This window comes from Pararhizobium antarcticum, from assembly GCF_001885585.1.
Taxonomy (GTDB): domain Bacteria; phylum Pseudomonadota; class Alphaproteobacteria; order Rhizobiales; family Rhizobiaceae; genus Pararhizobium; species Pararhizobium antarcticum.
Window position 1 is genome coordinate 102806 of the sequence record NZ_LSRP01000107.1, and the last position, 25521, is coordinate 128326.

A 25521-nucleotide genomic window follows, 5' to 3' on the forward strand; every position below is an offset into this window, starting at 1 on the left:
CGGCCATACGACGATCGGACGGGAAAATCGCCTTGATCTTTGCCGGGCCGGAGGCGACAAACACAGAGTGCTGCGCCGTGGTCGGCGGGCGATGAAACCAGTCTCGGAAGTCACATCGATGCCGCCTGCTGCTGCCCAGATTTTTCGCCTCTACCTCATGCGGCACGCACAGGCCGGCTGGGCGCTGCCGGGCCAGAAGGACTTCGATCGCACGCTGGATGACACGGGCTATGCGCAGGCGGAGATGATCGCCGATCGTGCGGCCGATCGCGGTTTCCGGCCGGACAAGGTGCTGTGTTCGACCGCCACACGTTGCCGGGAAACAGCCGAGGCGCTGCACCGGGCCATGGGCGAAGAGCTCGAGATCGACTACACAGACATGCTCTATGCAGGGCCGGCGAATGTCTACACGGATATTATCGACGCCTGGCAGGACGACGGTTCCCTGATGCTGGTCGGGCACAATCCGATGATGGAGGAGCTGGTACAGGCGCTGCTCGGCGAAACCGCCGCCGCCAATGCCACGCCCACCGGCTATCCCTGCGCTGGCCTCGCGGTGATCGATATCGACCGCAGTCCGTCGGCGCGCGCTTCGGCGCCCGGCCGGCTCGTGGCCTTTCTGGCGCCATAGCGACTGGAAAGCGGGCAATCTCCTGCCCGCTTCTTCTTTTTTTGGTCGCCCTGTCGTCCTATATCGCAGGAGACCGTCCTGTCGCGCAGGTGCTGTTCTCCATAGCCGCTGATAAAGCACATGATGCTCCTTGCGCACCTATCGACCTCACATCTGGGAAAAACGCCCTTTGCCGCCAATTCTGACCAGCCTCACCGACGATGCCCGCATCGCCATCGACAATCTGGCGGACCGGGCGTCCGGCTTCGTCAACCCGACCCTGCGTCTCGGTGTCACCGGCCTGTCGCGCGCCGGAAAGACCGTGTTCATCTCCTCGCTTGTGCACAACCTGCTGAATGGCGGACGGCTGCCGGTTTTCGAGGCTGTCCGCTCCGGGCGCGTCTCGAAGATCAGGCTGGAACCCCAACCCGACGATGCCGTGCCGCGCTTCCAGTACGAGGACCACGTGACAGCGCTCGTCCGCGATCGTCTCTGGCCGGATTCGACGCGCGCCATCTCCCAGCTGCGCATCACCCTTGACTACGAGAGTGCCAGCGGCTGGAACCGGATGTTTTCGCCGGGGCGACGGTCGATCGACATCATCGACTATCCCGGCGAATGGCTGCTCGACCTGCCCTTGCTGGCGCAGGATTTCCGCACCTTCAGCCACAACACCGTCGAGCGCGCCCGTCGTGGCATCCGCGCCGAGCTGTCGTCGCAATGGTTGACGCTTGCCGAGGCAATCAAGATCGAAGGCGCCGCCGACGAGGGCGATGCGCGGCGGCTCGCGGAAACCTTCACAGCCTATCTGAAGGCCTGCAAATCCGACGAGCGCTCGCTGTCCACCCTGCCGCCCGGCCGCTTCCTGATGCCGGGTGATCTCGAAGGCTCGCCGGCGCTGACCTTCTCTCCCCTGGCCGACCTGCCGGAGGGGCGTGCCCCCAAAGGCTCGCTCTGGGCCATGATGGAGCGACGCTACGAAGCCTACAAGACGCATGTGGTCAAACCATTTTTCCGCGAACACTTCGCCCGCCTGGACCGGCAGATCGTGCTGGTCGATGCGCTGCAGGCGATCAATCGCGGACCGGAATCGCTGCTTGATCTCGAGGGCGCGCTCGCCGATGTTCTCGCCTGCTTCCGCTCCGGCACCAATTCCTTCCTCTCGTCCCTTGTGACGCGCAGGATCGACAAGGTGCTGATCGCCGCCACCAAGGCCGACCACCTCCACCATGAAAGCCATGACCGCCTCGAAAAAATCACCGGCCGGCTGGTCGCCCGTGCGATCGAACGGATCGGCATGAGCGGTGCCGGCATCGAGGTGATGGCGCTCGCCTCCGTCCGGGCGACGCGCGAAGCCTCGGTCAACCACGGCGGCCACGCGCTTCCGGTCATCGTCGGAACGCCGATCGCGGGGGAGACAATCAATGGCGAAACCTTCGATGGCGAACGCAAAACAGCTATATTTCCCGGGGACTTGCCAGAGAATCCGGATTCACTTTTTCAAGACCTTGAATCAAAAGCTGAGGAAAGCCTCGTGTCCGATCTGAGTTTCGTGCGCTTCCGTCCACCGCATATCGAGGAAACCGGCGGCGGCCTGAAACTGTCGGTGCCGCACATCCGGCTCGACCGGGCCATGCAATTCCTGTTCGGAGACCGGCTGGCATGACCGACACACCTGACACCCCGCGCCGCAAGCCCGCCTCGTTCACGCTGGACAGCGGCCCCGCCCCCTCGCAGATCGACAAGCCTGCGCCTGACAGGCAAAGCCGACGTGCGCCGGGAAGCTTCGACGAGAACATCGTCATGACGGCCGATGCGGAGGACCCGTTCATCGAAACGACGACCGCCTTGTCCGCGCAGGCCATTCCGGAAGCCCGGCCGCGCAAACGCCGTTTTTCCTTCGCGCGCCTTGCCGCCGGTGCCTTCGGGCTCCTGTTTTCGCTGGCAGTGGGCCTGTGGATCGACAGCCTGATCCGCGATCTGTTCACCCGGGCGGACTGGCTCGGTTATCTCGCTATCGCTGCGGCGGCGATCGGCGCAATGGCCTTTCTGGCTGTCGTCGCCCGCGAGTTGGCTGGTCTTTGGCAGCTGAAGGCCGTGCAGGCCCTGAAACAGGAAGCCATCGAGGCGAGCCTTGCCCCCTCGCCCAAAGCGGCGCGCAAGGTCATGGATCACCTCGTCGCGCTTCTGGCGACCAAACCGCAGACGGCGCGCGGGCGGACGCGGCTGAAGGAAACCGAAGGCGAGATTATCGACGGCCCGCATCTTCTCGACCTGACCGAGCGCGAACTGCTGACGCCGCTTGACCGCGAGGCCCGGGCACTCATCCTCAATGCCGCCAGGCGCGTCTCGATCGTCACCGCCGTCAGCCCCCGGGCGCTGGTCGATATCGGTTACGTCGTCTACGAATCCGCCCGCATGATCCGCGCCATGGCGGAGCTTTATGGTGGCCGGCCGGGCACATTCGGCCTGTTGCGGCTGATGCGCGACGTCATCGCGCATCTTGCCGTCACCGGCTCGATCGCCGTCGGCGACAGCCTGATCCAGCAGGTGCTCGGCCATGGAATCGCCGCAAAACTGTCGGCGCGGCTGGGTGAAGGCGTGATCAACGGCCTGATGACCGCGCGCATCGGCATCGCGGCGATGGACCTTTGCCGCCCCATGCCGTTCAAGGCGCTCCGGCGTCCCGGCATTGGCGATTTCATCGGCGACCTGACGCCGGGCATGTCGGGCAAGAATATGTCCGGCAAGAATATGTCCGACTAGACCTGGCCCGGCTGGACATGACCCGGCTGGATATGGCCCGGCTGGAGATGGCCAGACAATCCCTAGACGCCAGCAGATCATTGGTAGCCGAGGCCGTGCCAGCCCCCGCCCTTGCCGCGGCGGAACGGCGCTGATTTATCGCGTTTTCGAGCATCCTAATTGAAACATATCGTGAGACCATTTCTCGGCCGGCCAAAGCCCGCAGAAACAGTCCATTAACCATTTAAGCGCAAATGTAGCCTTACATTCTGGACGTTGACCTTCAAGGATCGTTTATGTATTCGCGCCCTTCTTTGATCGCCTGCAGCTTCGCCGCAGTCACACTTTCCGCTCTCGTCGCCACGGCAACGCCTGCCCTTTCCGGCAGCCGCGACAAGGCCTTCTTCGAGCAGGTTTCGGGCCAGTGGAAGGGCCCGGGCGAAATCGTTGCCGGCAAATACAAGGGCACGAAATTCACCTGCGACCTGACCGGCGATGCCGCACAGGGCAAGTCCGCATCAATCAAGCTCGACGGCTTCTGCCGCGTCGGCGTGTTCAAGCAGCCGATGTCCGCCGTAATCACCCAGGCCGGCAACAGCTACAAGGGCAAGTTCCTCGATGGCGCCAGTGGCAAGGGCCTCGATATCATCTCGGGCAATGTCTCCACAGACAAGATCGTTGTCGGCATCAACCGCAAAAAGCTGAACGGCGCGATGATCGCCCGCCTGCAGGACGCGTCGACGATGAACATCACCATCTCGGTCAAGGTCGAGGAAACCATGGTCCCGGTGATCGGCGTCAGCCTCAGCCGGCAGGTCGACACCATGGCCGTCGGCTCGATCGAATAGGCTTTCCAACAGCCCACGCAAAAAAGAGCCCGCTGGATCAGCGGGCTCTTTTTACGTTTCAGCGGACTGTTTTCCACCAGGTGGCGTCTGCAGATGCCGCTTCAATGCCGGCGATATCGGCCTGTTCGAGCCAGTCGGCCACCATCCGGCCCGCGATGACCATACGGGGCGCAAAATCCGCAAGCGGCATCAGCACGAAGCCACGGCTGGTCATGCGCGGATGCGGGATTTCCAGCTTCTCGCTCGCAAGGCTGGCGTCGCCATAGGTCAAAACATCGATATCGATCGTCCGCGGACCCCAGCGTTCGAGGCGCTCGCGCTTCATCTCGCGCTCGATCGACAGGCAGGTATCAAGCAGGTCATCAGGCAAAAGCGTGGTCTCGACTTCGGCACAGGCATTGAAAAACCAGGCCTGATCGGTCTTGCCCCAGGGCGGCGTGCGATAGAGCCGTGAGACGGCTTTCACCGAACAGTCGGGACGGGCATCAAGCGTCGCCAGCGCCCGTGCCATCGAGGCGGCGGGATCGCCGATATTGCCGCCAAGGCCGAGTGTTGCAAGCACCATCGTCATGTCAGGCAAAATGCTCGACGGTGACTTCGACATAATCGAGCACGCCCGGCACAGGCGCATTGGGTTTGCGGACAGACACCTCGGCCCGGCGGATCTGCGGAAAACGGGCGCAGAGCGTCTGTGCCACTTCGAGTGCCAGCGCCTCGATCAGATAGCGGCGGCGGCCCGTGATGATCTTCTCGATCTCTGTGAAGGCAATGCCGTAATGGACGGTATCCTCGATCGAATCATCGACGAGCGCGGTTCCCGGTTCCACATCGAGAATGGCGTCGACGAAGAAGCGTTGCCCGAGAAACTCCTCCTCGTCGTGAACACCGTGGCGCGCGAAGAAGGCGCAGTTCTTGAGCGTGATCCTGTAGGTCGCCATCATGATCTCAGTCCTGCCCTTCGTTCCGCGCCGCCAGCATAGCATCTGCCACCAGCAACGCATCCCTGTTGATTGCGACATCGTGTACCCGGAAAACAGCAGCGCCCGCCATGCGCAGGACTGCAGTTGTCGCAGCCGTGGCAGCATCCCGGTCCACAGCCTCGCGGCCGGTGATCTCCCCCAGGAAGCGCTTTCGCGACGTGCCGGCGAGAAGCGGCGCTCCGAAGCGGTGGAGATCGCTGAAACGCGCCATCAGCGCGATGTTTTCGCGCGCGTCCTTGGCAAAGCCGAAACCTGGATCAAGCACGATCTGCCGCCTGTCGACGCCGGCTGTCCCGGCAATCTCGAGCGAACGTTCGAGAAAATGAACCTGGTCGGCGATCACGTCGGCGAGTTTTTCGCGGTCGCGGCCGGTATGCATGATGCAGAGCCCGGCCTGCGTGTCGGCGGCAATATTTGCAAGATCAGGCTCACGCTGCAGCCCGTGCACGTCGTTGATGATGTGGGCACCGGCCGCAATCGCCAGACGGGCCGTCTCTGCGCGATAGGTATCGACCGAAATCACGGCGTCCGCCTGTTGGGCAAGCGCTACGATGACCGGCAGGATGCGATCCTGCTCCTGCGCCGGCGACACGGGATCAGCGCCCGGCCGGGTGGATTCGCCGCCGATGTCGACAATGCCCGCCCCTGCCTCGACAGCCCTCAGCGCCCGATCGACCGCACCGGCCGCATCCCGGTCCGCACCGCCATCGGAGAACGAGTCCGGCGTCACGTTGATGATCGCCATCAGCACACCGAGAGGACCAAGCGTCAGACGGCGCCCGTGCGCGAGATGCCAGTCAAAAGGTTGAAAAGGATCGTACATCATGACTTTCGCCGCGGATGCCTGCGGCTGCCTGCGATTTTGTGTTGCGCTGACGCTGGCTATGCCCCAAGCTTTGGGGAACTTCAACTGCAGAGACCGCCATGCCGATGCCTTCAGGCCGAATTTCCTCCACAGCGCTGTTGATTTTGGCGCTCGCCCTCGGTCATGCCGGAAATGCCATGGCCGAAACGCAGATCAGCAAGAGCTTTTCGTATTTTTCCGTGGGCGGGCGGACCGCCGAAGAACTCGACAAGGCGCTGTCCTCGCATGGCCCCCTGATGAAATCGACGGGTGCGCGCCATCCCGGCGCAACGAAAATCAAATTCGGCGGCACGGTGACCTACGTCAACCGCAGCGGCAAATGCGCAGTCGGCAACGTCAAGGTCACACTCAACACAAAACTTATCCTGCCGCGCTGGACCAACCGCAAGCGTGCCGGGCGCGATCTTGGGCTCGTCTGGGACACGCTGTCGAGCGACATCAAGCGCCATGAGGAACGCCACGCCGAAATCGCCCGCACACATGCGCGTGATCTCGAGCGGAGCTTCATGGCGCTGCGTCCGGAGGCGGATTGCGAGCGCCTGCAGGCGCGTGTCGCCCGCGTCAGTGAAACCGCCATCGCGGCCCATGATCGCGACCAGGCCCGTTTCGACCGGGTCGAGGCTGCTAATTTCGACCGCCGGATGATTCGCCTGCTGCAATACCGCCTCGACACCCTGCGCAAACAGTAATCAGAGCCCGGCTTCCACCGTCAGGGGCAAGCTCCGACGGCGTTCCGCAAAGCCGGACTGTTTTAAAAGCTCTCCAACATCAAAGAGATACCGGCAGGATGCCATTGCATTGACGGTTCTTGCACGCCAAAATCGCAGTGCCGACGGCGTTGATTTTCAAAAAAAGCGCGCAGAAAAATCCTGCGAATCTTGCGCAAACCTTGTGCGTCAATAGTATTTCAGTGGTGATTTCTAGCGATAGAACAAAGCGCAGAGTTCCGCTATGTTTGGATCATAGAGTGAAAGACAGGCAGACAAGCCTTTTCACAAGAATTCAGGGCGTGCCCGAGTAAGCTCATGATGAGCGAAGTGTTTCCCGAGTAAAGTTTTCGCATGTATATCTGCTCGGGCTTGATCGAATAGTCGGTCGCCGGACAGTCATGCACAGATGTTCTCCTGGCGTATCCTTTTGCTGCAGATGTTCCCTCCCTCATCTGCATGCGATGCGCCCTCCTGGCCCCGCTCGCCTTACATGGCAAGCGGGGCTTTTTTTTCAAAATTTATTGGAGAGCAACGCGGCCAATCAGGCCTGGCGTTCGGGCACATGCACGACAAGACCGTCGAATGCATCCGCCATCTTGATCTGACAGGACAGGCGCGAGGTCGGCTTCACGTCATAGGCGAAATCCAGCATGTCCTCTTCCATCGCTTCGGGTGCGCCGACGGCGGCCGACCATGCCTCGTCGATATAGACATGACAGGTGGCACAGGCACAGGCACCGCCACATTCGGCTTCGATGCCCGGAACGGAGTTGCGCACGGCATTTTCCATGACGGTCGAGCCGTTCTGGACGTCAAGGTCGTGGCGCGTGCCGTCAAAGGCGACGATGGTCAGTTTTGTCATGGTCGGTTCCGGATGCTGGCGTTGTTTCGGCGTGCCGCATCGAAAATTGCGCCGCCTTTCCAAAAAGACGGCGCGCAACACGGCAGATTCAGCTGATTTCTTCCAACAATTCAGGCTGCCAGTCAACTCGGCAAGCCTGCGGCGAAAAGCCGACGATGCACAAAGCCGGGCCGCATGCCCTTCGCGGGCACTGTTATCTACTGGATCCGTTTAACGGCAGAGCTTGAGGATGAATATTTCTGCTTCGAGAACGGAGGTTGCAAGTGCCGCCAGATGGCCGGCGTCCTGCGGATGATCCTCGACGGTCTGTGCAGTCTGGGCGACGGTGAAGGCACCGACGGCGAGCGCAGCCCCCTTCAGCCGATGCGCCGTCGCCAGACGATGATCGACGCTGTCGGAGGACAGTTCCTTCATCAGCTGACGCGTCTGCCGCGCAAACATCTGCAGCACTTCGAGTTCCAGGTGCTTGTCACCCATGGTCTGTGTCGCGAGATGGACCAGATCGATCGGCCGCGATTTTGAAGGACATGCACCGCCGAAATTATCGGGGGCTTCGAAAGCGATCTTGAGTGCCGCCATTTTGGCCAATTTCCTTGTTTTCTAATTCAACAGCCGATGGGGTCCGGTTTGCCGCCCGCATCGTAAAAACCTATCCAGATCCTCAACGAGCAGGTTCGGCCGACCATTGAAATCAACCACCTGTCGAAGCACTCTCATGACAGAAGACTGTGCCGGGATTGCGTTCGAGCAATGCAATCCAGCCTATTTCCCGTCTGCCTTGCCGGTTATTAAGCCGCAGCGGCGCTGCTATCAGATTAAATCGGGGCGCAATGAAGGCATAAATCGCCCGGCATGGTTAACGACAGTTAAACCGCCTGAATTCCTTGGCTTTTCGGATTCAAAAGCCCTTTGGGCATTAAGAAGTTGTTAGCATTTTAACGATTGGAGAAGGGCGTTAATTGTCAGAAACAGGTGAATGTGTCACTACGGTACGGTTAGGGACAGTTTGTGCCGGCTTGCCGCCACGGTCCCGGTGGAAAAGAGCATGCGTGGCTATCTTCATGGTCCCGATGCCACTATCCACCGGTGTGAATGAATTGGGTGACCTGTCAGGGTATTGCGTGACTGTGATGCGTGTATCTTGCCGTCACCGCCTGAATGCGGAGATGCTCCACAAGGGACAGGCGGTCCTCATGGAGATTGGTCGCAAACGGGCAGTTTGGTAACGAGGCGTATCCGTAATGGCGACAAATAAAAGCAACGAATCGATCGACGACAAGGCTTTCCAGGCATTGGAAAATGCGCTGAAGATCGACTTTGACGAGCTTAAGTCGGCCCTGAACGAAAAGACTTCCTTGGATGATCCGGAGGAACATGTGTCTGAACCCACGACCAAGGCTTCGGCATCCGACCAGCAGAGACATGCAAAACAGGCCGGCGAACCTGCGGCAAAAACCGCAAGGCCCCAGGATCAGGCAAGAGGCCTGACGCCGGAACAGGCGCCCCGGGCGCCGTCCTTCGCGCCGGCAAACGACGACGGCCGCAAGACGCCGGCAGCCATCCTCCGGTCCCTCGAAATCCGCTCCAGCCGGACAACGATGCGCATTGCCGCTGCCGTGGCGCTGCTGTGGGTCATTGGTGGTCTTGGCGTCGCCAACCTTCTCTACGGGCCGGAAATCTGGCAGATCCGCTCGCTTGCGGATCTCGCAGCCATGCCTGGTGCCGTTGGCGTGGCGATCTTCATCATTCTGCCGGTCATGCTGTTCTTCTCCTTTGCCATCATGATTTCCCGGGCCCACGAACTGCGCAGCGCCGCCCGCTCCATGGCGGAAGTCGCACTGCGCCTTGCCGAGCCGGAAACGGCAGCCTCCGAGCGGATCATGACGGTCGGCCAGGCGGTTCGCCGCGAGGTCTCCGCGATGAACGAAGGCATCGAGCGCACCATTGCGCGGGCGACCGAACTCGAAACGCTGGTGCATTCCGAAGTCAACGCGCTGGAACGCAGCTACAGCGACAACGAACTGCGCGTCCGCACGCTGGTCCAGGAACTGGGCCTCGAGCGAGAAGCCATCGTTGGCCATGCCGAGCGGATCCGCTCCTCGATTTCGGGTGCGCATGCGCAGCTGAAGGACGAACTGGCGCTGGCAGGCGAAGACATCACCACCCGGATCGGCACATCGGGCGAAGCGTTCGCATCGATGATCGAGACCCGTGCTGCCGCCCTGATGGAAAAGTCCAATACCGCGACCCAGACCATCAGTGCCATGCTGTCGACCCGCACCGATGCGCTTGTCTCGGGCCTGACGACGGCCGGCGTGTCACTCAGCACCGAATTCGATTCCCGCCTCGAAAACCTCAGCCAGACCCTGGCCAAGCGCGGCCAGCAATTGCTTGGCCAGTTCGAGACCCGCGCTTCCTCGCTCGACGCCAATACGGAAAAGCTGAATGCCGCCCTCAACGAGCGGGCTCGCCAGCTGAACGAAACATTGATCGCCCGCACCCGCGATCTGAACGAAAGCCTGAACATCGGCCAGCAGGCGATCACCGGTGGCCTGGACGACATCCTGCAATCGCTGAATGCGACGCTCGACGAACGCGGGGCCAGCTTCCGCCAGAGCCTGAAGTCGACTGCCGACGACACGATCATGGACCTCGACCTGCGCTCCGGCTTCTTCGAGGAGAAACTCCAGGCGACTGTCGGCACGCTGGCGACAGCCTTTGATTCACGCTTCCACGAATTTGCCAATGCCTTCGACAAACGCGCCGGAATGCTCGATTCGAAACTGATGGAAAGCCTCGCCCGCATCAACCAGACGGTGTCCGGTGGGTCCGATGCGATCGGCGGCATGCTCGACAGCAGCATCGAGAAATTCGAGAATGCGCTTTCCGACCAGTCTCTGACCCTGGCGACGACACTCGGCACCACGCAGGATTTCATCGAGCAGACCATCAGCGGCAAGACAAGCGAACTTGGCGAGGCCATCGGCAACGCCCACAGCCGGATCGACAGCGTCCTGTCGGAACGCTCCGGTGCGCTGATGAGTGCGCTTACCGAAGCGCAGGATCGGATCGAATCCGGCTTCAGTCAGCGCGCCGATACGCTCGAAACAAACCTCGCCGGCAGCGAAATGCGCCTTGCCGCATCACTCGATGCACGCACCGGCAATCTCGTCGACGGCCTGCAGTCGGCCCATAGCCGCATCGAGCAGACGCTCGCAAGCCGCGCCGACGAAATCACCAGTGCGATCGCTTCCAGCCAGTTCAAGCTCGACAATACGCTCTCCGAGCGCACAGCCGCGCTGACCGGCGTCCTGACGTCGAGCACGACAGCCATCGAAACCGCTCTGGGCGGCACGGCCGAGCATCTCGACACGCTCCTGTCCGAGCGCACCGCCAGCCTGTCGGCGGCGCTTGCGTCGGGCACAGAAGGCATTGCCGAAACGCTTGCCATGGGAACCGCAGCCGTTGAAATCTCGCTTGGTGGAACAGCCGAGCAGATCGACGGTATTCTGTCCGAGCGCACTGCAGCGCTGACCGATGTCCTGACCTCGAGCACGACGGCCATCGAAACGGCGCTGGGCGGCACGGCCGAGCAGCTTGGCTCGATCATGTCCGAGCGCACGGCCAACCTGTCGGCAGCGCTTTCGTCCGGGACCGAAGGTCTCACGGAGGCACTCGCCATGGGCGCCGCCGCCGTCGACATGTCGCTTGGCGGCACCACCGAACAGCTTGAAACCCTTCTTGCAGAGCGGACAGCGGCTTTGTCCGGCGTCCTGTCGTCCAGCACCGATGCGATCGAGACCGCCATTGGCGGGACGGTCGAGCGGGTCGGCGGCATTCTGTCGGACCGCACCCAGGTGCTGGCCGCCGATCTTTCGGCGCGCACCGAAACACTCGATGTCATGCTCGCACAGCGCAATGCCGATATCGCCGGGACCATGTCGGCAAGTGCTGCGGACATGGCCGAAACACTGTCGAGCCGGACCGAGGAAATCGCCGACAACCTGTCGTTCCGCGCCACTGCGATTGCCGAAACCATGTCCGATCGCGTTAGCGACATCGAACAGCAACTGTCCGGCCGCGTTGCCGAGATTGCCGACAATCTCAGCGGTCGCGTCAGCGAAATTGCCGGTACGATGACCCGCACCTCGGGCGACATTGCCGGTGCCCTGTCCGGCCATGCGTCGGAAATTGCCGCGTCCATGGCGAGCAAGGCCTCCGAAATCGAGCAGACCCTGTCGGGCCGCGCCGCGGAACTGACCGGGTCCTTGTCCTCGACGCACGATCGTATCCGCGCGACGCTGGATGACCGGATCAATGCGATCAATATCGCCGTCAGCGAAGGCAGCAACCATCTCACCGAGGTGCTCTCGGAACAGACGACATCGATCGCTACAACACTCGCAACAAGTGCGAGCATGCTGGAAATGACGCTCGAAGAGCGGCAGAGCGAACTTGGATCCGCCATTGACCGCAGCGCCGATGCGCTCGACCAGCGCATGCGCGATAGCACCAGCCTCGTCGCCAGCCGCCTGGGCGAAACGGCAGACCAGATCGGCCATGCCGCCGACACGCTGAACAACCGCATGGACGCCTCGGCATCCGGTATCCACGCCAGCCTGGAAGAAACAAGCAACCGGATCGAAAGCAGCCTCGGCCATCTCGAAGGCCGCATCCGCGAGAGCGTCGGCAGCGTCCACGCCATCGTCGACACTGCGGGCCAGCAGATCGGCGAAACGCTGTCCGGCCGCGCCGCGGAACTTGGCCGCGTCAGCGAAGCTGCAGCGAGCCGGATTTCCCAAACACTGTCGACGCACACATCCGAACTGGACCGCGTCAGCGAAGCCGCAGCGAGCCGAATTTCCGAAACACTGTCGACCCACACATCTGAACTGGACCGCGTCAGCGAAGCTGCGGCGAGCCGGATTTCGGCCAGCATCGAAGGCGGCACGAACCGGATCGAAGAGCGTCTCGGAACCATGGACCGTGCCCTGACCATCGGGCTCGACAATGTCAGCCGGACGATCGAAGGCAAGGCCGCTGGCCTCGTCACCAGCATTCGCGGTGCCGTGGGTGACGCAGCCCAGGGTATCGACGCCGAGGCCGCCCGCTCGGCCGACCTGCTTGCCCGCGCCGGCGATGATTTTGCCCGCGCCATGGCTGCCCGTCAGACGGAATTTGCCACCTCGATCGAACAGACGGCGGCCCAGGTCGCCATGCGCAGCGCGGAACTCGCCCGCTCGGTCGGCGAAGCCTCCGACAATGCCAGCGCCCGGATTTCCGAAACGCAGGGGCGTGTTGCCGAACAGGCCTCAACGCTGCAGCAGAACCTGTCCGACGTCGAAAAGGCGCTGGAAGCGCGCGGCAACGCCATCCGCGCAACGCTGGATGACAAGACGCGCGAACTGAATTCGATGCTGTCTGGCCGTTCGGCCGAATTGTCCCGCCTGATCGACGAGCAGGCCCGTCCGCTGGTCGAGCAATATGCCGTTACCGGCAAGGAAACCGCCGAGCGCATCACCGCCATTACCCAGGAAAGCGCCGATCGCCTGCGTGCCGAAAGCGCATCGCTGATCCACAGCCTGACGGCCCGCACCGGCGAAACCCTGAATGCGATTTCCGGTCGTGCAGAAGAGACGGCCAAGGCGATGAAGATGGTCGAAAACCGTCTGCAATCGACGGCCACCGGCCTGATCGACCAGCTCGCCGCCAGCAATTCGGCGATCGCTTCGGTCATCGAGCAGGCAGGCGCCAACCTCGGCGCCATGGATGAGCAGCTCGAATCAACCACCGCGCGCTTCTCCGAATCCGCCACCCGCGCCACGGACATGCTCTCGACATCGACCCGCCTTCTCGAAGGCAAGGTCGACAAGCTCTCGGAGATCTCCGGCTCGACCCTGTCGCAGATCGGCGGCATCGTCGGTCGCTTCGAGGATCACTCGCGCGTGCTCAGCCAGGCCTCAGACCTCCTGGGCGCGGCCCAGTCCAATCTCGCCAGCACGCTCGAGGAACGCCAGGAGGCCCTGCGCACCCTCTCTGTCGGCCTCGTCCGGCGCTCGGAGGAGATCGAAAAGACCATGCACGCGCTGGAAGGCTTCGTCGATGGCGCCTTCGAACGGGCGGAAGAACGCTCGACCCAGGTTGCAGGCAACCTTCGCAGCGGCATCCAGTCATCCTTTGCCGATGTCGGCCGCCTGCTGACAGACGCCGAGAAGCGCGCAGCATCGGCTGCAGACGCCATGCGCACAGCTCTGGTCCAGGCAGGCGACGAAGCCAGCATGTCGGTTGAATCCGTGTTCGTTCGCGCCGAAGAGCGCTCAAGCCAGATCGCCGGCAATCTGCGGGCCGGTGTTCAGGCATCCTTCAATGATGTCAGCAAGACGCTGTCCGAGGCAGAAGCGCGCGCCGCCAACGCCTCCGAAACGATGCGTGCGGCAGTGACCAAGGCTGGCGACGAGGCCGGCATGTCGGTCGAAAATGCCTTCATCCGCGCCGAGGAACGGTCCAAGGAAGTCGCCTCGCGTCTTCGTGGCAGCGTCGGGGCTTCACTTTCGGATATCGAACGCCTGCTGGCCGAAACCGGCAAGAAATCCGACGGTGCCGCCCTGCAGATGCGGGAAGCCCTTCGCCAGGCTGTCGAGGATGCGATCGGCAAGTTCAGCGGCGCCACCGACGATATCCGCCGTTCGGCCAACGAGATCCGCAAGGAACTCGACATGACCCGCGAAGAATTGAAGCGCGGCGCATTCGACCTGCCGGAAGAAGCCAAGGAAAATGCCTCTGTCATGCGGCGCGCCGTTGCCGAGCAGATCAAGGCGCTGCAGGAACTGTCCGAGATCATCGGCAAGTCCTCGGGCCAGATGGAAGTCTCGCAGCCTGTCGTCCGCCAGCAGCAGCCGGTCGCCAACCCTATCGCCCAGGCCATCGCCCGGCCGGTCGCCCAGGCCATTGTCACACCAGCGCCGGCCCGCGTCGTCCAGCAGCAGCCGACCCCCGAACCGCGTCGCCAGGAGCCTGCACCTGCCCTGCGCGGCACGCTTGGCCTGCAGCCGCAACCGGTTGCCCAGCAGCCCGTCCGCCAGCCCGCACAGCCCGTCGAGGACAGAAACACACGTCCGGAAGAAGGCAGCTGGATGCGTGATCTTTTGCGTGGGGCATCCCGTGACGAACCCCAGCCGGCGCCGGTACAGCGCGCTGCCGAGGCCCAGCCAGCCACACGGGCAAGCGACAGCCGCAATCCGCGGCATGTCATGGAATCGCTGAATTCGCTCTCGGTCGATATCGCCCGTGCCATCGATCATGACGCGTCGGTCGATCTCTGGCGCCGCTATCAGCGCGGCGAGCGCGACGTGTTCACACGCCGCCTCTACACGCTGAAGGGCCAGCAAACCTTCGACGAGATCAAGCGCAAGTATGATCGCGAACCGGAGTTCCGCACTGCCGTCGACAGGTACATCGCCGATTTCGAAAAGCTGCTGGCCGACGTTGCCCGCAACGATCGCGACAAGATGATGACCCAGACCTACCTGACGTCCGATACCGGCAAGGTCTACACCATGCTTGCCCATGCAGCCGGGCGGTTCAACTGATCCGAACCACTCGTTTAAACTCTGGAGGCTCCGCAGGACATCGCGGAGCCTTTTTTGTATCACTCCCCTGACCTCGGCCCGCTGATGCCCTGGAGAGCTCAGAGATCGCCGGGGTATAGGGAGTTGACGCATAAGAACTGGACCAGCGCGTTGATGCGCGGACGAAAGCTGCCGTTGAAGGTCAGCACAGCGGCATATGGCGACTTGCCACCGCGCCATATCTCACATGTGTCGCAGAACCTGATTTTCCTGAATGTTGCTGAACAGAGCGAGCCTGGAGAAATCGCTTTTTTCCGGCAAAGGCAAACTCTGAGAGAACGAAGACCTGTTTGACAAACGGGTCTCGCTCGACCCGCCGCCAGTTTCGATCAGATTTGATGCCGCAGCCATCGTCAATGGATCGTCACGACCATCGAACCGCCGATCATCGGCTTAAGGGGTGGACAGGTCCCGTCCCGTTCGGCCAACAGTCTCTTACCCTCGATAGGCCCGGCTGGACACCGAAATGCTGTTGCCATCCGGATCCTTGGCATTGGCATAGGCATAGCCGCCACCATCCTGAATCGTCCCAAAGACAAGACCGTCGGCAGAGCGCCGAGCGACGAAGCCGGCGACATCCTCGACACCGAAGACGAGCTTGACCAGCACCTGCCCCATCTTCTGGGCTTTGCCGGCCCTGTGCAGCATCAGGATCGCACCGCCTTCCGGGTGCCGCAGTTCGCCAATTCGATCGGTCGGATCGAGCGTGCGGATGAAGCCGAAATGCCGTTCGTAGAATGCCGCGGTGACGTCTACGTCCCGCGTGTAGAGCAGGATCCTGTTCAGCATGCCCACACACCTCTCCTGGGGCGAAACGCGTCTGCGCGCCACCTATGCCATTGTTTCCCTGTGCCCCTGTCCAGACAACGAAAAAGGCGGCCCGAAGACCGCCTTTTCAAAATAGTGACCTTCAAGAACGTTCAGTGTTCCTTGCTGGCGTAGACCGACTTCTTCGTAAGGTAGATCAGGCCGGTGAAGATCAGCAGGAAGATCAGCACCATGAAGCCCGTCCGCTTGCGCTCTTCCAGGTGCGGTTCTGCGGCCCACATCAGGAACGCCGAAATGTCTCTGGAATATTGCTCGACCGTCTGCGGCGCGCCATCGTCATAGGTAACCTGGTCGTCGGAGATCGGCTTGGCCATGGCAAGCGACATAGCTGCATTAAAATGCGGATTGAAGTGCGTGCCTTCAGGAACGGCGACGCCTTCCGGCGGCTCCTGGTAGCCGGTGAGCAGCGAATGGATATAGTCCGGCCCGCCTTCCTGATACTGGGTAAAGATATCAAAGATGAACAGCGGGAAGCCACGTTCGACGCCGCGCGCCTTGGCGATCAGCGAGAAGTCCGGCGGGGCCGCACCATTGTTGGAGGCAGCGGCTGCTTCTTCGTTGGCGTATGGCGCCGGGAAATGATCGGAAGCGACAGCCTTGCGGGTGTACATCTCGCCATCGGCATTCGGCCCGTCCTGGACCTCGTAATTGGCCGCAAACGTTTTGACCTGGGCCTCCGAATAGCCAAGATTTTCCAGGGTACGGAACGGCACGAGGTTCATCGAGTGGCAGGCGGAACAGACTTCCGTGTAGACCTTGAGACCGCGCTGCAGCTGCCCCTTGTCATAATGTCCGAACGGGCCGGCAAAACTCCAGTCCATCTCTTCCGGCTTCAGGATCGGATAGTGTGCGGTGGCAGCGGCGTGCTCGGTCGCTTCCTTCAGATCATGCCCCTCTCCGGCGGCATAAGCGGCGCCGCCCAGGAGACCGGCTGCGAGTGCGAGCGGCAGGAGGCTTGTAACAAGCTTTTTCATCGGTTCAGTTCCTCTCAGCCGCGCTCAGTTCTTGTTCTTCTTTGCCAGAACCGCTTCCGTAATCGAATTCGGAATGCGCTTCGGGGTCTCGATCAGGCCGAGAACCGGCATAATGACGAGGAAGAAGGCGAAGTAGTAAAGCGTGCCAATCTGGGCCATCAGGGTGTAGAGATCGGTCGCTGCGCGCGAGCCAAGCCAGCCGAGCAGGATCGCGTTGACGACGAAGATCCAGTAGAACAGCTTGTACCAGGGACGATAGACAGCCGAGCGGACCTTGGACGTGTCGAGCCAGGGCAGGAAGAACAGGATGATGATCGAGCCGAACATCACCAGAACGCCGCCGAGCTTCGAATCGATCGGGCCGATGTTGAAGGTGATGGCACGCAGCATCGCGTAGAATGGCAGGTAGTACCATTCCGGAACGATATGCGCCGGCGTCTTCAGCGCGTTGGCCATGACGTAGTTGTCAGGGTGACCCAGATAGTTCGGCATGTAGAAGACGAACCAGGCATAGGCGATCAGGAACACGGAAAGGCCGAGCGCATCCTTGAGCGTCGCGTAAGGCGTGAACGGCACGGTGTCCGTCTTGGTCTTGACCTCGACACCGGTCGGGTTCGTCTGGCCAGTCACGTGCAGGGCCCACACATGCAGCACGACGACGCCGGCGATCATGAAGGGCAGCAGGTAATGCAGCGAGAAGAAGCGGTTGAGCGTCGGCTGGTCGACGGCAAAACCGCCGAGCAGGAACTGCTGCAGCCATTCGCCGACAAGCGGGAAGGCCGAAAAGAAGCCGGTGATAACCGTTGCACCCCAGAACGACATCTGCCCCCAGGGAAGCACGTAGCCCATGAAGCCGGTTGCCATCATCAGGAGATAGATGACCACGCCGAGGATCCAGAGGATTTCGCGCGGCGCCTTGTAGGAGCCGTAATACAGACCGCGGGCGATGTGCAGGTAGACGGCGATGAAGAAGAACGACGCGCCGTTGGCATGCATGTAGCGCAATAGCCAGCCATGGTTGACGTCACGCGTGATCTTTTCGACCGAATTGAACGCAGACGACACTTCGGCGACATAGTGCATCGCCAGAACGACGCCTGTCAGGATCTGAATGATCAGCATCACCGCCAGCATGGCCCCGAACGTGTAGGCATAGTTCAGATTGCGTGGAACGGGGTAGGAAATAAAGCTGTCATGCACCATCCGCGGCAGCGGCAGGCGTGAATCGATCCATTTCTCGATACCGGTCGCCGGTGTGTAGGTTGAATGATCCCCACTCATAGTCAGTATTCCCCTCAACCGATCTTGATAACTGTGTCGGACGTGAATGCAAAAGTCGGCACTGGAAGGTTCGTCGGCGCCGGACCTTTGCGAATACGGCCCGCTGTGTCGTAGTGCGAGCCGTGGCAGGGACAGAACCACCCGCCGAAATCGCCGGCCTGACCGAGCGGAACGCAGCCCAGATGGGTGCAGGAGCCGATCATGACGATCCAGTTTTCCTTGTCCTTACCGGCCGAGCGGTCAACGTCCGAAGCCTGTGCATCGGCAGGCAGGTTTTCGTTGCGCGCGACAGGATCCTTGAGATCGGTCAGCGCCACTGCATTGGCTTCCTTGACTTCCGCTTCCGTACGGTTGCGGATGAAGACGGGCTTGCCGCGCCACTTGACCGTCAGTGACATGCCGGGCTGCAGGCTGGCAACATCGACCTCAATCGACGCGAGCGCCAATGTCGAGGCATCAGGCCGCATCTGGTCGATGAAAGGCCAGACGACGGCAGCGACACCAACGGCGCCAGCCATGCCCGTTGTCAGATACAGGAAGTCGCGGCGCGTCGGCTCGCTCAGGGTTTCGCTTGATGTCTCGTGTTCGCTCACGGCTAAACCATCCTCTTCACGCAGTGTTTCGCGGAAACCGCTTCTGTCCCCAGGCCCGTTTTCGCCCCGTGTACACTTGAGCGAAAGAACCGCGCCAAATCAATAAGCTGTTGTCGATTCCGGCGAAGTTTTTCACCATCCGGAGCCAACAGTCAGATACCGGCAGACGCTGGACACAGTTCGGCCACAGATTCCCCGGCAATTCGGCGCGTTCTATGCTTGATCGGGAATGATGTCCAGTGTTCAAGAGGGCGAGTGGGCACAATGTCGCGGGAAAACGCGGCCCCTTGCCGGACCCGTGTCGAAAGGCCGCGCGCAGCCCATGCCGATCGTCCGGCAAAGCCAATGCACACAGGCACTTATCGGATCTATTCCGCAGCTTCGTCGCGGCCGAGGAATCCGCCCGATTGCCGCGACCAGAGCTCTGAATAGAGCCCTCCCCGCGCAACCAGTTCGGCATGGGTGCCATCCTCGATGATCCGCCCGCGATCCATCACGAGAAGCCGGTCGAGGGCGGCAATGGTGGAGAGACGGTGCGCGATGGCAAGGACGGTCTTGCCGTGCATCAGCTGGTCGAGATTCGACTGGATGGCCGCCTCGATTTCCGAATCGAGGGCCGACGTCGCCTCGTCCAGAACCAGAATCGGCGCATCCTTGAGCATGACACGCGCAATCGCGATGCGCTGACGCTGGCCGCCGGAAAGCTTCACCCCGCGCTCGCCGACATGGGCATCGAAGCCCTGCCGTCCGCGCTGGTCCGTCAGCCGCTCGATAAACTCGAGCGCCTCGGCCCGCCGCGCCGCCTCGGTCAACCTGTCCTCGTCGGCATCGGGACGTCCAAACAGGATGTTGTCGCGGATCGAGCGGTGGAGAAGCGAAGTATCCTGGCTCACCATGCCGATCTGGGCGCGCAGCGATTCCTGCCGGACGCCGGCAATATCCTGCCCGTCGATCAGGATCCGGCCGCCTTCGAGATCGTAAAACCGCAGGAGCAGGTTGACGAGGGTCGATTTTCCGGCGCCCGATCGCCCGACGATCCCCACCTTTTCACCGGGGCGGATGGTTAGCGAAAGATCGTCCATCAGGCCTTCGGACCGGCCATAGTGGAAGCGAACATGATCGAAGCGGATTTCCGGCTGCCGGACGACCAGATCCGGCGCACCGGGGCGATCCGTGAGACCGATCGGCTGCGAGATCATGTCGGCCGCATTCTGGATCGTGCCGATGTTGCGCATGATGCCGTTGAACTGCACCATCATGCGGCTGAGCAGGAAATTCAGCCGCAGGACCAGGGCCAGCGTGAAGGCCACGGCCCCCGAACTGATCTGTCCGCGCAGCCACAGATCGACGCTGATCGCCGCCATGCTGACGATCATGATGCCCGAAAGCAGCGCCATCGAGGCCCGTACGCCGGTGATGAAGCGCGTAAAGCTCAATATGCTCTTCTGGAAGATATCGAAGCCCTGCCGCATGTAGCGGTCATTCTCGTCGTCGCGACCGAAAAGCTTCAGCGTCTGAATATTGCTGTAGGCGTCGACCATGCGCCCGTTCAGCATAGAAGAAGCCTCCGCCGTCGCACGTGAATGGCTGCGGATGCGCGGCACGAAGAAACGGGCGAGAAAGGCGAAGGCGCAAAGCCAGAGCAGCACGATCACGGCCAGCCAGACATCGAGCTGTCCGACGAGCACAAGGGTCGACACGGCGTAAATGCCGACGAACCAGACGCTTTCCATCAGGGACGTGACGAGATCGCCGGTCGCCTGTCCGCCGGACCAGACCTTGGTGACGATGCGGCCGGAAAAATCATTCTGGAAAAAGGAAACCGATTGCCGCCCGACATGCAGATAGGACTGCCAGCGCACGAGATTGTAGAAGCCGGGCGTAATGATCTGCTGGTCGACCAGCGACATCAAAAGCGACACCAGAAAACGCACAACACCGATCAGCACCAGCATGCCCAGCAGTTCGGCGCCATGGGCTGCGAGAATGCCGTTCCAGCCATCGGCCGGCGTCGTGGTTGCGAGAATATCGACGATCCGCCCGACAAACCAGAACAGTGCCGCCTCGATCGCTGCCGTCAGGCCGCCAAGCACCAGCATCGCAACAAACGGCGCCTTGGCCTGCCGGATGTAGAACCAGACATAGGGCAAAAGCCGCTCCGGCGGACGAAGGTCGTCGCGCGGCTCAAAGGGCCGTATCCAGTTTTCGAATGTGGCAAAGATCGCGTTCAGGAACATCAAACCGATATAGGCGGTTTTGCGAATGCGGCAACTGGAAATCACCGCGCAAACCACCCAACCCGATTACAAATCGGCAATGATCCACATCGCCCGCAGAACTGTGCCGCCTGCCCCAAATCAGCATGCGGCACAGTCCGCGCAGCGTTATTCCGCCGCCTCGTCCTTCCCGGCCTTTTCCGCATCATCGGCGAGGAAGCCGCCGGACTGGCGCGACCAGAGATCGGCATACAGTCCGGTACGGGCAATCAACTCGGCATGGCTGCCGGTCTCGACGATCCTGCCGGCCTCCAGAATGACCAGCCGGTCCATTTCCGTCAGCGTCGACAGCCGGTGGGCGATGGCGATCACCGTCTTTCCGGCCATGAGTGCAAACAGGTTCTCCTGGATCGCCGCTTCCACTTCCGAATCCAGTGCCGAGGTCGCCTCGTCGAGGATCAGGATCGGTGCATCCTTCAGGAACACGCGGGCAATCGCGATCCGCTGGCGCTGGCCACCGGAGAGCTTGACGCCCCGTTCGCCGACCTGCGCATCCAGCCCCTTGCGGCCCTGGTTGTCCTCGAGCCGTTCGATGAAGTCCCAGGCATTGGCACGCTTCGAGGCCGCAATGATCTCTGCGTCGCTCGCCCCGGGATGGCCATAGGCGATGTTGTCGCGGATCGAGCGGTGCAGCAGGGACGTATCCTGGGTGACGACACCGATCTGCCCGCGCAGACTGTCCTGCGTCACTGCCGCAATGTCCTGACCATCGATCCTGATCGTGCCCGATTCCAGATCGTAGAAGCGCAGCAGCACGTTCATCAGCGTCGTCTTGCCGGCGCCCGAACGCCCGACCAGACCGATTTTCTCGCCCGGGCGAATGGCCAGCGACAGGTCGTCGATGACACCCTTGTTCTTGCCGTAGTGGAAGCGGATGTTTTCGAACGCGATCGCACCCTGTCTGGCGTCCAGCACCTTGGCGCCGTCGCTGTCGACGATGTCGTGGGCCTTGGTCATCATGCTCATGCCGTCATAGACCGTGCCGATGTTTTCGAACAGGGCCGACACTTCCCACATGATCCATTGCGACATGCCATTGATCCGCATGGCGAGTGACACGGCAATGGCGATCGAGCCAACGGATATGCCGCCGTTCAGCCACAGATAGATGCCGAGGCTGGCGATCGAAAAGAGCGCGATGCAGTTGTTGGTATAGACCAGCACATGGAACAGCGTGACCTTGCGCATCTGCTTGTGCACGGTCTGCAGGAATTCATCCATGCTGTCCTTGGCATAGACCTCCTCCCGCCCGGCATGCGAAAACAGCTTCACCGTGGCGATATTGGTGTAGCTGTCGACGATCCGCCCGGTCATCATCGAACGCGTGTCGGCCTGCTCCTTCGAAATCTTGCGCAGGCGCGGCACGAAATAGCTGACAATGCCGATATAGACGGCAATCCACAGCAGAAGCGGTGCCAGAAGGCGCCAGTCCGCGGCTGCAACAACAACCAGCATCGAGATGAAATAGCTGATGACATAAACGAAGACATCGAGAAGCTTCATCACAGTTTCGCGCACGGCCAGCGACGTCTGCATCACCTTGGTGGCAACACGACCGGCAAATTCGTTGGCAAAGAACGTCATGCCCTGCCGCAGCAGGTACCGATGCATCTGCCAGCGCGCGATCATCGGATAGTTACCCAGCAGAACCTGGTGCATGATGATGGAATCGAGCGCGACAATGGCGGGAAGGCCCACCAGGATCAGCGCGCCCATCCAGAACAGTTTCGTGCCTTCGGTCTCAAGGAATGTCTCCTGCCGCGCCGACGACAGCCAGTCGACGACATTGCCGAGGAACTGGAACAGCGCCACCTCGCCAACGGCAATCAGCATCGTGCAGATCGACATGGTCAGCAGCCAGGGTGCTGCCGGTTTTGTATAGTGCCAGCAAAAAGCAAACAGTCCCGAGGGGGGAACCGTCGGCTCCTCAACAGGATAGGGGTCGAGGCGGGATTCAAACCAGCCGAACATGGAAAGCTCCGTTACTACAATCTGGGTCCGGGCAACGGACCGCCTGTTTTTGAAACATCAGCAAACAGGACGATCGACGACTGTGTTTTTCCCGCAAAAACGTTCGTTTACGAGAAAAGTCGATCCGTGTCCCGGCAGGCCATCAGGGAAAAAGCGCGAAAGGTGTCAGCCCGCAGAAATCGGGGACATCGATCGGAGGCAGTTGGTCGTTGGATAGTCCATGCATGCCTCCATCAGGTTCGCGTTGAAGATAGCCCATGCGTAGAGGATTTCGACGGCTTGTGCCAGATTGTCGCGGAGCGTTTTCCGATCTTTTTCACCCTTGGTCGAACCGCTGTTGCCATTCGGGCACAGATTGATTATCGCCGGTGATCGTTCCCATCTGTTCTGGTGATATGACCATTCCCGATCTCCGCATTGCGCTTTTTCAGCCGGATATTCCAGGCAACACCGGCACGATCCTGCGGCTGGCCGCCTGCCTTGGCCTATCCGTCGATATCATCGAGCCGGCCGGCTTTGATATCTCCGACCGCAACCTGAAACGCGCCGGCATGGATTATATCGCCGCCGTGGCGCTCACCCGCCATATCAATTGGGAACGCTTCGAACTCTCCCGGCAGGCGGAAGGAAGGCGTCTGGTGCTGGCCTCCACCAAGGCCGCCCTGCCCTATACGGCCTTCATGTTTCAGCCCGCAGACACGCTGCTGTTCGGCCGCGAAAGTGCCGGCGTCCCGGATCATGTCCATGCATCAACGCCGCATCGCATCCTTGTCCCGATGGTCGAGGGACAGCGGTCGCTGAATGTAGCCATGTCGGTGGCGATGATTGCCGGCGAGGCCCTACGCCAGATCAACCTGTCCGGCACATAGACTGGCTGAACCATCAGGCGTCAGGCAAGCGAAACAAAAAATCCGCTCAATCTGCGGTGGGAAGCCGCCGCATGGTGAACTCAACCTGGTCGCCATCCAGAAGCCGCCAGCTTTCGACTTCGGTCCAGTAGGCCGCTTTCGGCCAGGCATCGAACCATTGCCGCGCCTTGTCCCGCGCCGCGGCGCGCTCCAGCCGAAAGGTCTCGCGCACGAACAGACCGTCGCTTCCACCCGGCTTTGCCCGGCGGTGCCGGTCGATCTGACGTTTCAGGCCATCAAGCGGCGGAGCCGCGGGTATTCTTGCCATCGACTTCACCTTTGCCAGCCGGACAACTGCTGTCAACGATAGGGCGATCCGTCAGCGTTTGCGAGTCCGTTTTCAACCGGCCTCTGCCTGCTACCGGCTGCGGCAAAGTTTCGCCGGGCTTGCGGCGGCGCCGTCTTGGCGTTGCCAAAGATGGCAAAAAAAGCGAACTGTGCGCACCATAGGCGAATCGGCAGGAAAACGGCAGGCAACAGTGTGTGCCGGCCAATCAGGAAAAAGACGATGGAACGACCGGAACTGCCGCAGGGGCTGCCTGACGATATCGAGGACAAGAAAGCCCGCGCCCGCGCCTGGTTCGAAAGCCTGCGCGACACAATCTGCGCAAGTTTCGAGACGATCGAGACCGAATTGTCCGGCCCCCTCTCGGATCGTGAGCCCGGTCGTTTCGTGGCAAAGGACTGGGCCCGCGACAACGGCAATGGCGGCGGCGGTCGCATGTCGATGATGGAAGGTCGCGTCTTCGAAAAGGTCGGCGTGCACACCTCCACCGTCCATGGCGAATTTTCGCCGGAGTTTCGGGCGCAGATCCCCGGCGCTTCGGAAGACCCAACATTCTGGGCATCCGGCATCTCGCTGATCGCCCATCCGGTCAATCCCAATGTACCGGCCGTTCATATGAACACCCGCATGGTCGTCACCACCAGCCACTGGTTCGGCGGCGGTGCAGACCTGACACCGGTTCTCGACCGGCGCCGCGTCATGACCGATCCCGATACGCTGCTCTTTCATCGAGGCATGGAGATCACCTGCAACCGCCATGCGGTCGCCGATCATGGCCGTTTCAAAGCCTGGTGCGACGACTACTTCTTCCTGAAACACCGCAACGAAGCGCGCGGCACGGGCGGCATCTTCTATGACTGGCAGCATTCGTCGGAGGAAATGGGCGGATGGGAGGCAGATTTTGCCTTCACGCAGGACGTCGGCAAGGCCTTCAACCTCGTCTATCCGAAAATCGTCCGCAGCAATTTCAACAAGCCGTGGACGGAAGAGGATCGCGACGAGCAGCTGGTGCGCCGCGGCCGCTATGTCGAATTCAACCTGCTCTACGATCGCGGCACGCTGTTCGGACTGAAGACCGGCGGCAATGTGGAATCGATCCTGTCATCGATGCCACCCGTGGTGCGCTGGCCCTAGAGGGGTCTCGTCGAACAAAATG

The 25521-nt window shown here is 61.4% G+C and carries 20 protein-coding genes; 8 read left to right on the plus strand and 12 right to left on the minus strand.

What is annotated here, in order from left to right:
• Positions 1-118 precede the first annotated feature (118 nt).
• The 4 genes from AX760_RS18880 (at position 119) to AX760_RS18895 (ending at position 4203) form a co-directional block, all read left to right on the plus strand.
• Positions 119-631, plus strand: coding sequence for a SixA phosphatase family protein (locus AX760_RS18880; protein WP_083531244.1), 513 nt, complete (start codon positions 119-121; stop codon positions 629-631).
• Positions 632-800: 169 nt separating this feature from the next.
• Positions 801-2276, plus strand: coding sequence for a YcjX family GTP-binding protein (locus tag AX760_RS18885; RefSeq protein WP_071834537.1), 1476 nt, complete (start codon positions 801-803; stop codon positions 2274-2276).
• Complete coding sequence (locus tag AX760_RS18890) at positions 2273-3376, plus strand: YcjF family protein (RefSeq protein ID WP_071834538.1); 1104 nt, start codon at positions 2273-2275, stop codon at positions 3374-3376. The genes AX760_RS18885 and AX760_RS18890 overlap by 4 nt, the downstream gene beginning before the upstream one ends.
• A gap of 275 nt (positions 3377-3651) precedes the next feature.
• Positions 3652-4203, plus strand: coding sequence for a hypothetical protein (locus AX760_RS18895; protein ID WP_071834539.1), 552 nt, complete (start codon positions 3652-3654; stop codon positions 4201-4203).
• Positions 4204-4261: 58 nt separating this feature from the next.
• Here AX760_RS18895 and folK read toward each other — a convergent pair whose 3' ends face one another.
• From folK to folP, 3 genes are read right to left on the minus strand one after another with little or no spacing between them, the layout of a single operon-like run.
• Positions 4262-4783 carry a 2-amino-4-hydroxy-6-hydroxymethyldihydropteridine diphosphokinase gene (folK, locus tag AX760_RS18900; protein WP_425348875.1) on the minus strand — a complete coding sequence of 174 codons (522 nt, stop codon included), beginning with the start codon at positions 4781-4783 and terminating at the stop codon, positions 4262-4264.
• Positions 4776-5144, minus strand: coding sequence for a dihydroneopterin aldolase (gene folB / locus AX760_RS18905; RefSeq protein WP_071834540.1), 369 nt, complete (start codon positions 5142-5144; stop codon positions 4776-4778). Before folB ends, folK begins: the two co-directional genes overlap by 8 nt.
• A 4-nt stretch (positions 5145-5148) precedes the next feature.
• A complete protein-coding gene (gene folP, locus AX760_RS18910) occupies positions 5149-6009 on the minus strand; it encodes a dihydropteroate synthase (protein ID WP_071834541.1) in 861 nt (286 codons plus the stop codon).
• A gap of 104 nt (positions 6010-6113) precedes the next feature.
• Between folP and AX760_RS18915 the strand changes: the two genes are divergently transcribed.
• Entirely contained in the window at positions 6114-6737 is a 624-nt protein-coding gene (locus tag AX760_RS18915; protein WP_083531249.1) for a DUF922 domain-containing Zn-dependent protease, read from the plus strand.
• Between the two features lie 562 nt (positions 6738-7299).
• On the opposite strand, the gene AX760_RS18920 is transcribed toward AX760_RS18915, so the two are convergent.
• Both AX760_RS18920 and AX760_RS18925 read right to left on the minus strand, forming a co-directional pair.
• Positions 7300-7620 (minus strand): 2Fe-2S iron-sulfur cluster-binding protein, encoded by a 321-nt coding sequence (locus AX760_RS18920; protein ID WP_071834636.1) that lies wholly within the window; start codon positions 7618-7620, stop codon positions 7300-7302.
• A 210-nt stretch (positions 7621-7830) separates the two neighbouring features.
• On the minus strand, positions 7831-8199 hold the full coding sequence (locus tag AX760_RS18925) for an Hpt domain-containing protein (protein ID WP_071834542.1): 369 nt from the start codon (positions 8197-8199) through the stop codon (positions 7831-7833).
• Positions 8200-8861: 662 nt separating this feature from the next.
• On the opposite strand from AX760_RS18925, the gene AX760_RS18930 reads away from it, so the two are divergent.
• Positions 8862-15209 carry an apolipoprotein A-IV repeat region-like domain-containing protein gene (locus AX760_RS18930; RefSeq protein WP_071834543.1) on the plus strand — a complete coding sequence of 2116 codons (6348 nt, stop codon included), beginning with the start codon at positions 8862-8864 and terminating at the stop codon, positions 15207-15209.
• Positions 15210-15683: 474 nt separating this feature from the next.
• Here AX760_RS18930 and AX760_RS18935 read toward each other — a convergent pair whose 3' ends face one another.
• The 6 genes from AX760_RS18935 to AX760_RS18960 form a co-directional block, all read right to left on the minus strand.
• On the minus strand, positions 15684-16037 hold the full coding sequence (locus AX760_RS18935; RefSeq protein ID WP_071834544.1) for a VOC family protein: 354 nt from the start codon (positions 16035-16037) through the stop codon (positions 15684-15686).
• Between the two features lie 131 nt (positions 16038-16168).
• Entirely contained in the window at positions 16169-17050 is an 882-nt protein-coding gene (locus AX760_RS18940; protein ID WP_071834545.1) for a cytochrome c1, read from the minus strand.
• Between the two features lie 24 nt (positions 17051-17074).
• Positions 17075-18331 carry a cytochrome b gene (locus AX760_RS18945; protein WP_071834546.1) on the minus strand — a complete coding sequence of 419 codons (1257 nt, stop codon included), beginning with the start codon at positions 18329-18331 and terminating at the stop codon, positions 17075-17077.
• Positions 18332-18345: 14 nt separating this feature from the next.
• On the minus strand, positions 18346-18924 hold the full coding sequence (gene petA / locus AX760_RS18950) for a ubiquinol-cytochrome c reductase iron-sulfur subunit (RefSeq protein ID WP_071834547.1): 579 nt from the start codon (positions 18922-18924) through the stop codon (positions 18346-18348).
• Positions 18925-19292: 368 nt separating this feature from the next.
• Positions 19293-21161: an ABC transporter ATP-binding protein gene (locus AX760_RS18955; RefSeq protein WP_071834548.1), complete on the minus strand. Its 1869-nt coding sequence runs from the start codon at positions 21159-21161 to the stop codon at positions 19293-19295.
• Between the two features lie 147 nt (positions 21162-21308).
• Positions 21309-23171, minus strand: a complete 1863-nt coding sequence (locus AX760_RS18960) for an ABC transporter ATP-binding protein (RefSeq protein WP_071834549.1) — start codon at positions 23169-23171, stop codon at positions 21309-21311.
• Between the two features lie 395 nt (positions 23172-23566).
• Between AX760_RS18960 and AX760_RS18965 the strand changes: the two genes are divergently transcribed.
• A complete protein-coding gene (locus AX760_RS18965; RefSeq protein WP_071834550.1) occupies positions 23567-24040 on the plus strand; it encodes a tRNA (cytidine(34)-2'-O)-methyltransferase in 474 nt (157 codons plus the stop codon).
• A gap of 46 nt (positions 24041-24086) precedes the next feature.
• Here AX760_RS18965 and AX760_RS18970 read toward each other — a convergent pair whose 3' ends face one another.
• Positions 24087-24347: a hypothetical protein gene (locus AX760_RS18970; protein WP_071834637.1), complete on the minus strand. Its 261-nt coding sequence runs from the start codon at positions 24345-24347 to the stop codon at positions 24087-24089.
• 240 nt (positions 24348-24587) lie between these two features.
• On the opposite strand from AX760_RS18970, the gene hemF reads away from it, so the two are divergent.
• Positions 24588-25499, plus strand: coding sequence for an oxygen-dependent coproporphyrinogen oxidase (hemF, locus tag AX760_RS18975; protein ID WP_083531245.1), 912 nt, complete (start codon positions 24588-24590; stop codon positions 25497-25499).
• The last annotated feature ends 22 nt before the right edge of the window (positions 25500-25521 follow it).

Coding starts and splice junctions, on each gene's coding strand:
- AX760_RS18880 (WP_083531244.1), top strand. CDS start 119: ATGCCGCCTGCTGCTGCCCAGATTTTTCGCCTCTACCTCATGCGGCAC.
- AX760_RS18890 (WP_071834538.1), top strand. CDS start 2,273: ATGACCGACACACCTGACACCCCGCGCCGCAAGCCCGCCTCGTTCACG.
- AX760_RS18895 (WP_071834539.1), top strand. CDS start 3,652: ATGTATTCGCGCCCTTCTTTGATCGCCTGCAGCTTCGCCGCAGTCACA.
- folB (WP_071834540.1), bottom strand. CDS start 5,144: ATGATGGCGACCTACAGGATCACGCTCAAGAACTGCGCCTTCTTCGCG.
- folP (WP_071834541.1), bottom strand. CDS start 6,009: ATGATGTACGATCCTTTTCAACCTTTTGACTGGCATCTCGCGCACGGG.
- AX760_RS18915 (WP_083531249.1), top strand. CDS start 6,114: ATGCCTTCAGGCCGAATTTCCTCCACAGCGCTGTTGATTTTGGCGCTC.
- AX760_RS18920 (WP_071834636.1), bottom strand. CDS start 7,620: ATGACAAAACTGACCATCGTCGCCTTTGACGGCACGCGCCACGACCTT.
- AX760_RS18925 (WP_071834542.1), bottom strand. CDS start 8,199: ATGGCGGCACTCAAGATCGCTTTCGAAGCCCCCGATAATTTCGGCGGT.
- AX760_RS18930 (WP_071834543.1), top strand. CDS start 8,862: ATGGCGACAAATAAAAGCAACGAATCGATCGACGACAAGGCTTTCCAG.
- AX760_RS18935 (WP_071834544.1), bottom strand. CDS start 16,037: ATGCTGAACAGGATCCTGCTCTACACGCGGGACGTAGACGTCACCGCG.
- AX760_RS18940 (WP_071834545.1), bottom strand. CDS start 17,050: ATGAAAAAGCTTGTTACAAGCCTCCTGCCGCTCGCACTCGCAGCCGGT.
- AX760_RS18945 (WP_071834546.1), bottom strand. CDS start 18,331: ATGAGTGGGGATCATTCAACCTACACACCGGCGACCGGTATCGAGAAA.
- AX760_RS18955 (WP_071834548.1), bottom strand. CDS start 21,161: ATGTTCCTGAACGCGATCTTTGCCACATTCGAAAACTGGATACGGCCC.
- AX760_RS18960 (WP_071834549.1), bottom strand. CDS start 23,171: ATGTTCGGCTGGTTTGAATCCCGCCTCGACCCCTATCCTGTTGAGGAG.
- AX760_RS18965 (WP_071834550.1), top strand. CDS start 23,567: ATGACCATTCCCGATCTCCGCATTGCGCTTTTTCAGCCGGATATTCCA.
- AX760_RS18970 (WP_071834637.1), bottom strand. CDS start 24,347: ATGGCAAGAATACCCGCGGCTCCGCCGCTTGATGGCCTGAAACGTCAG.
- hemF (WP_083531245.1), top strand. CDS start 24,588: ATGGAACGACCGGAACTGCCGCAGGGGCTGCCTGACGATATCGAGGAC.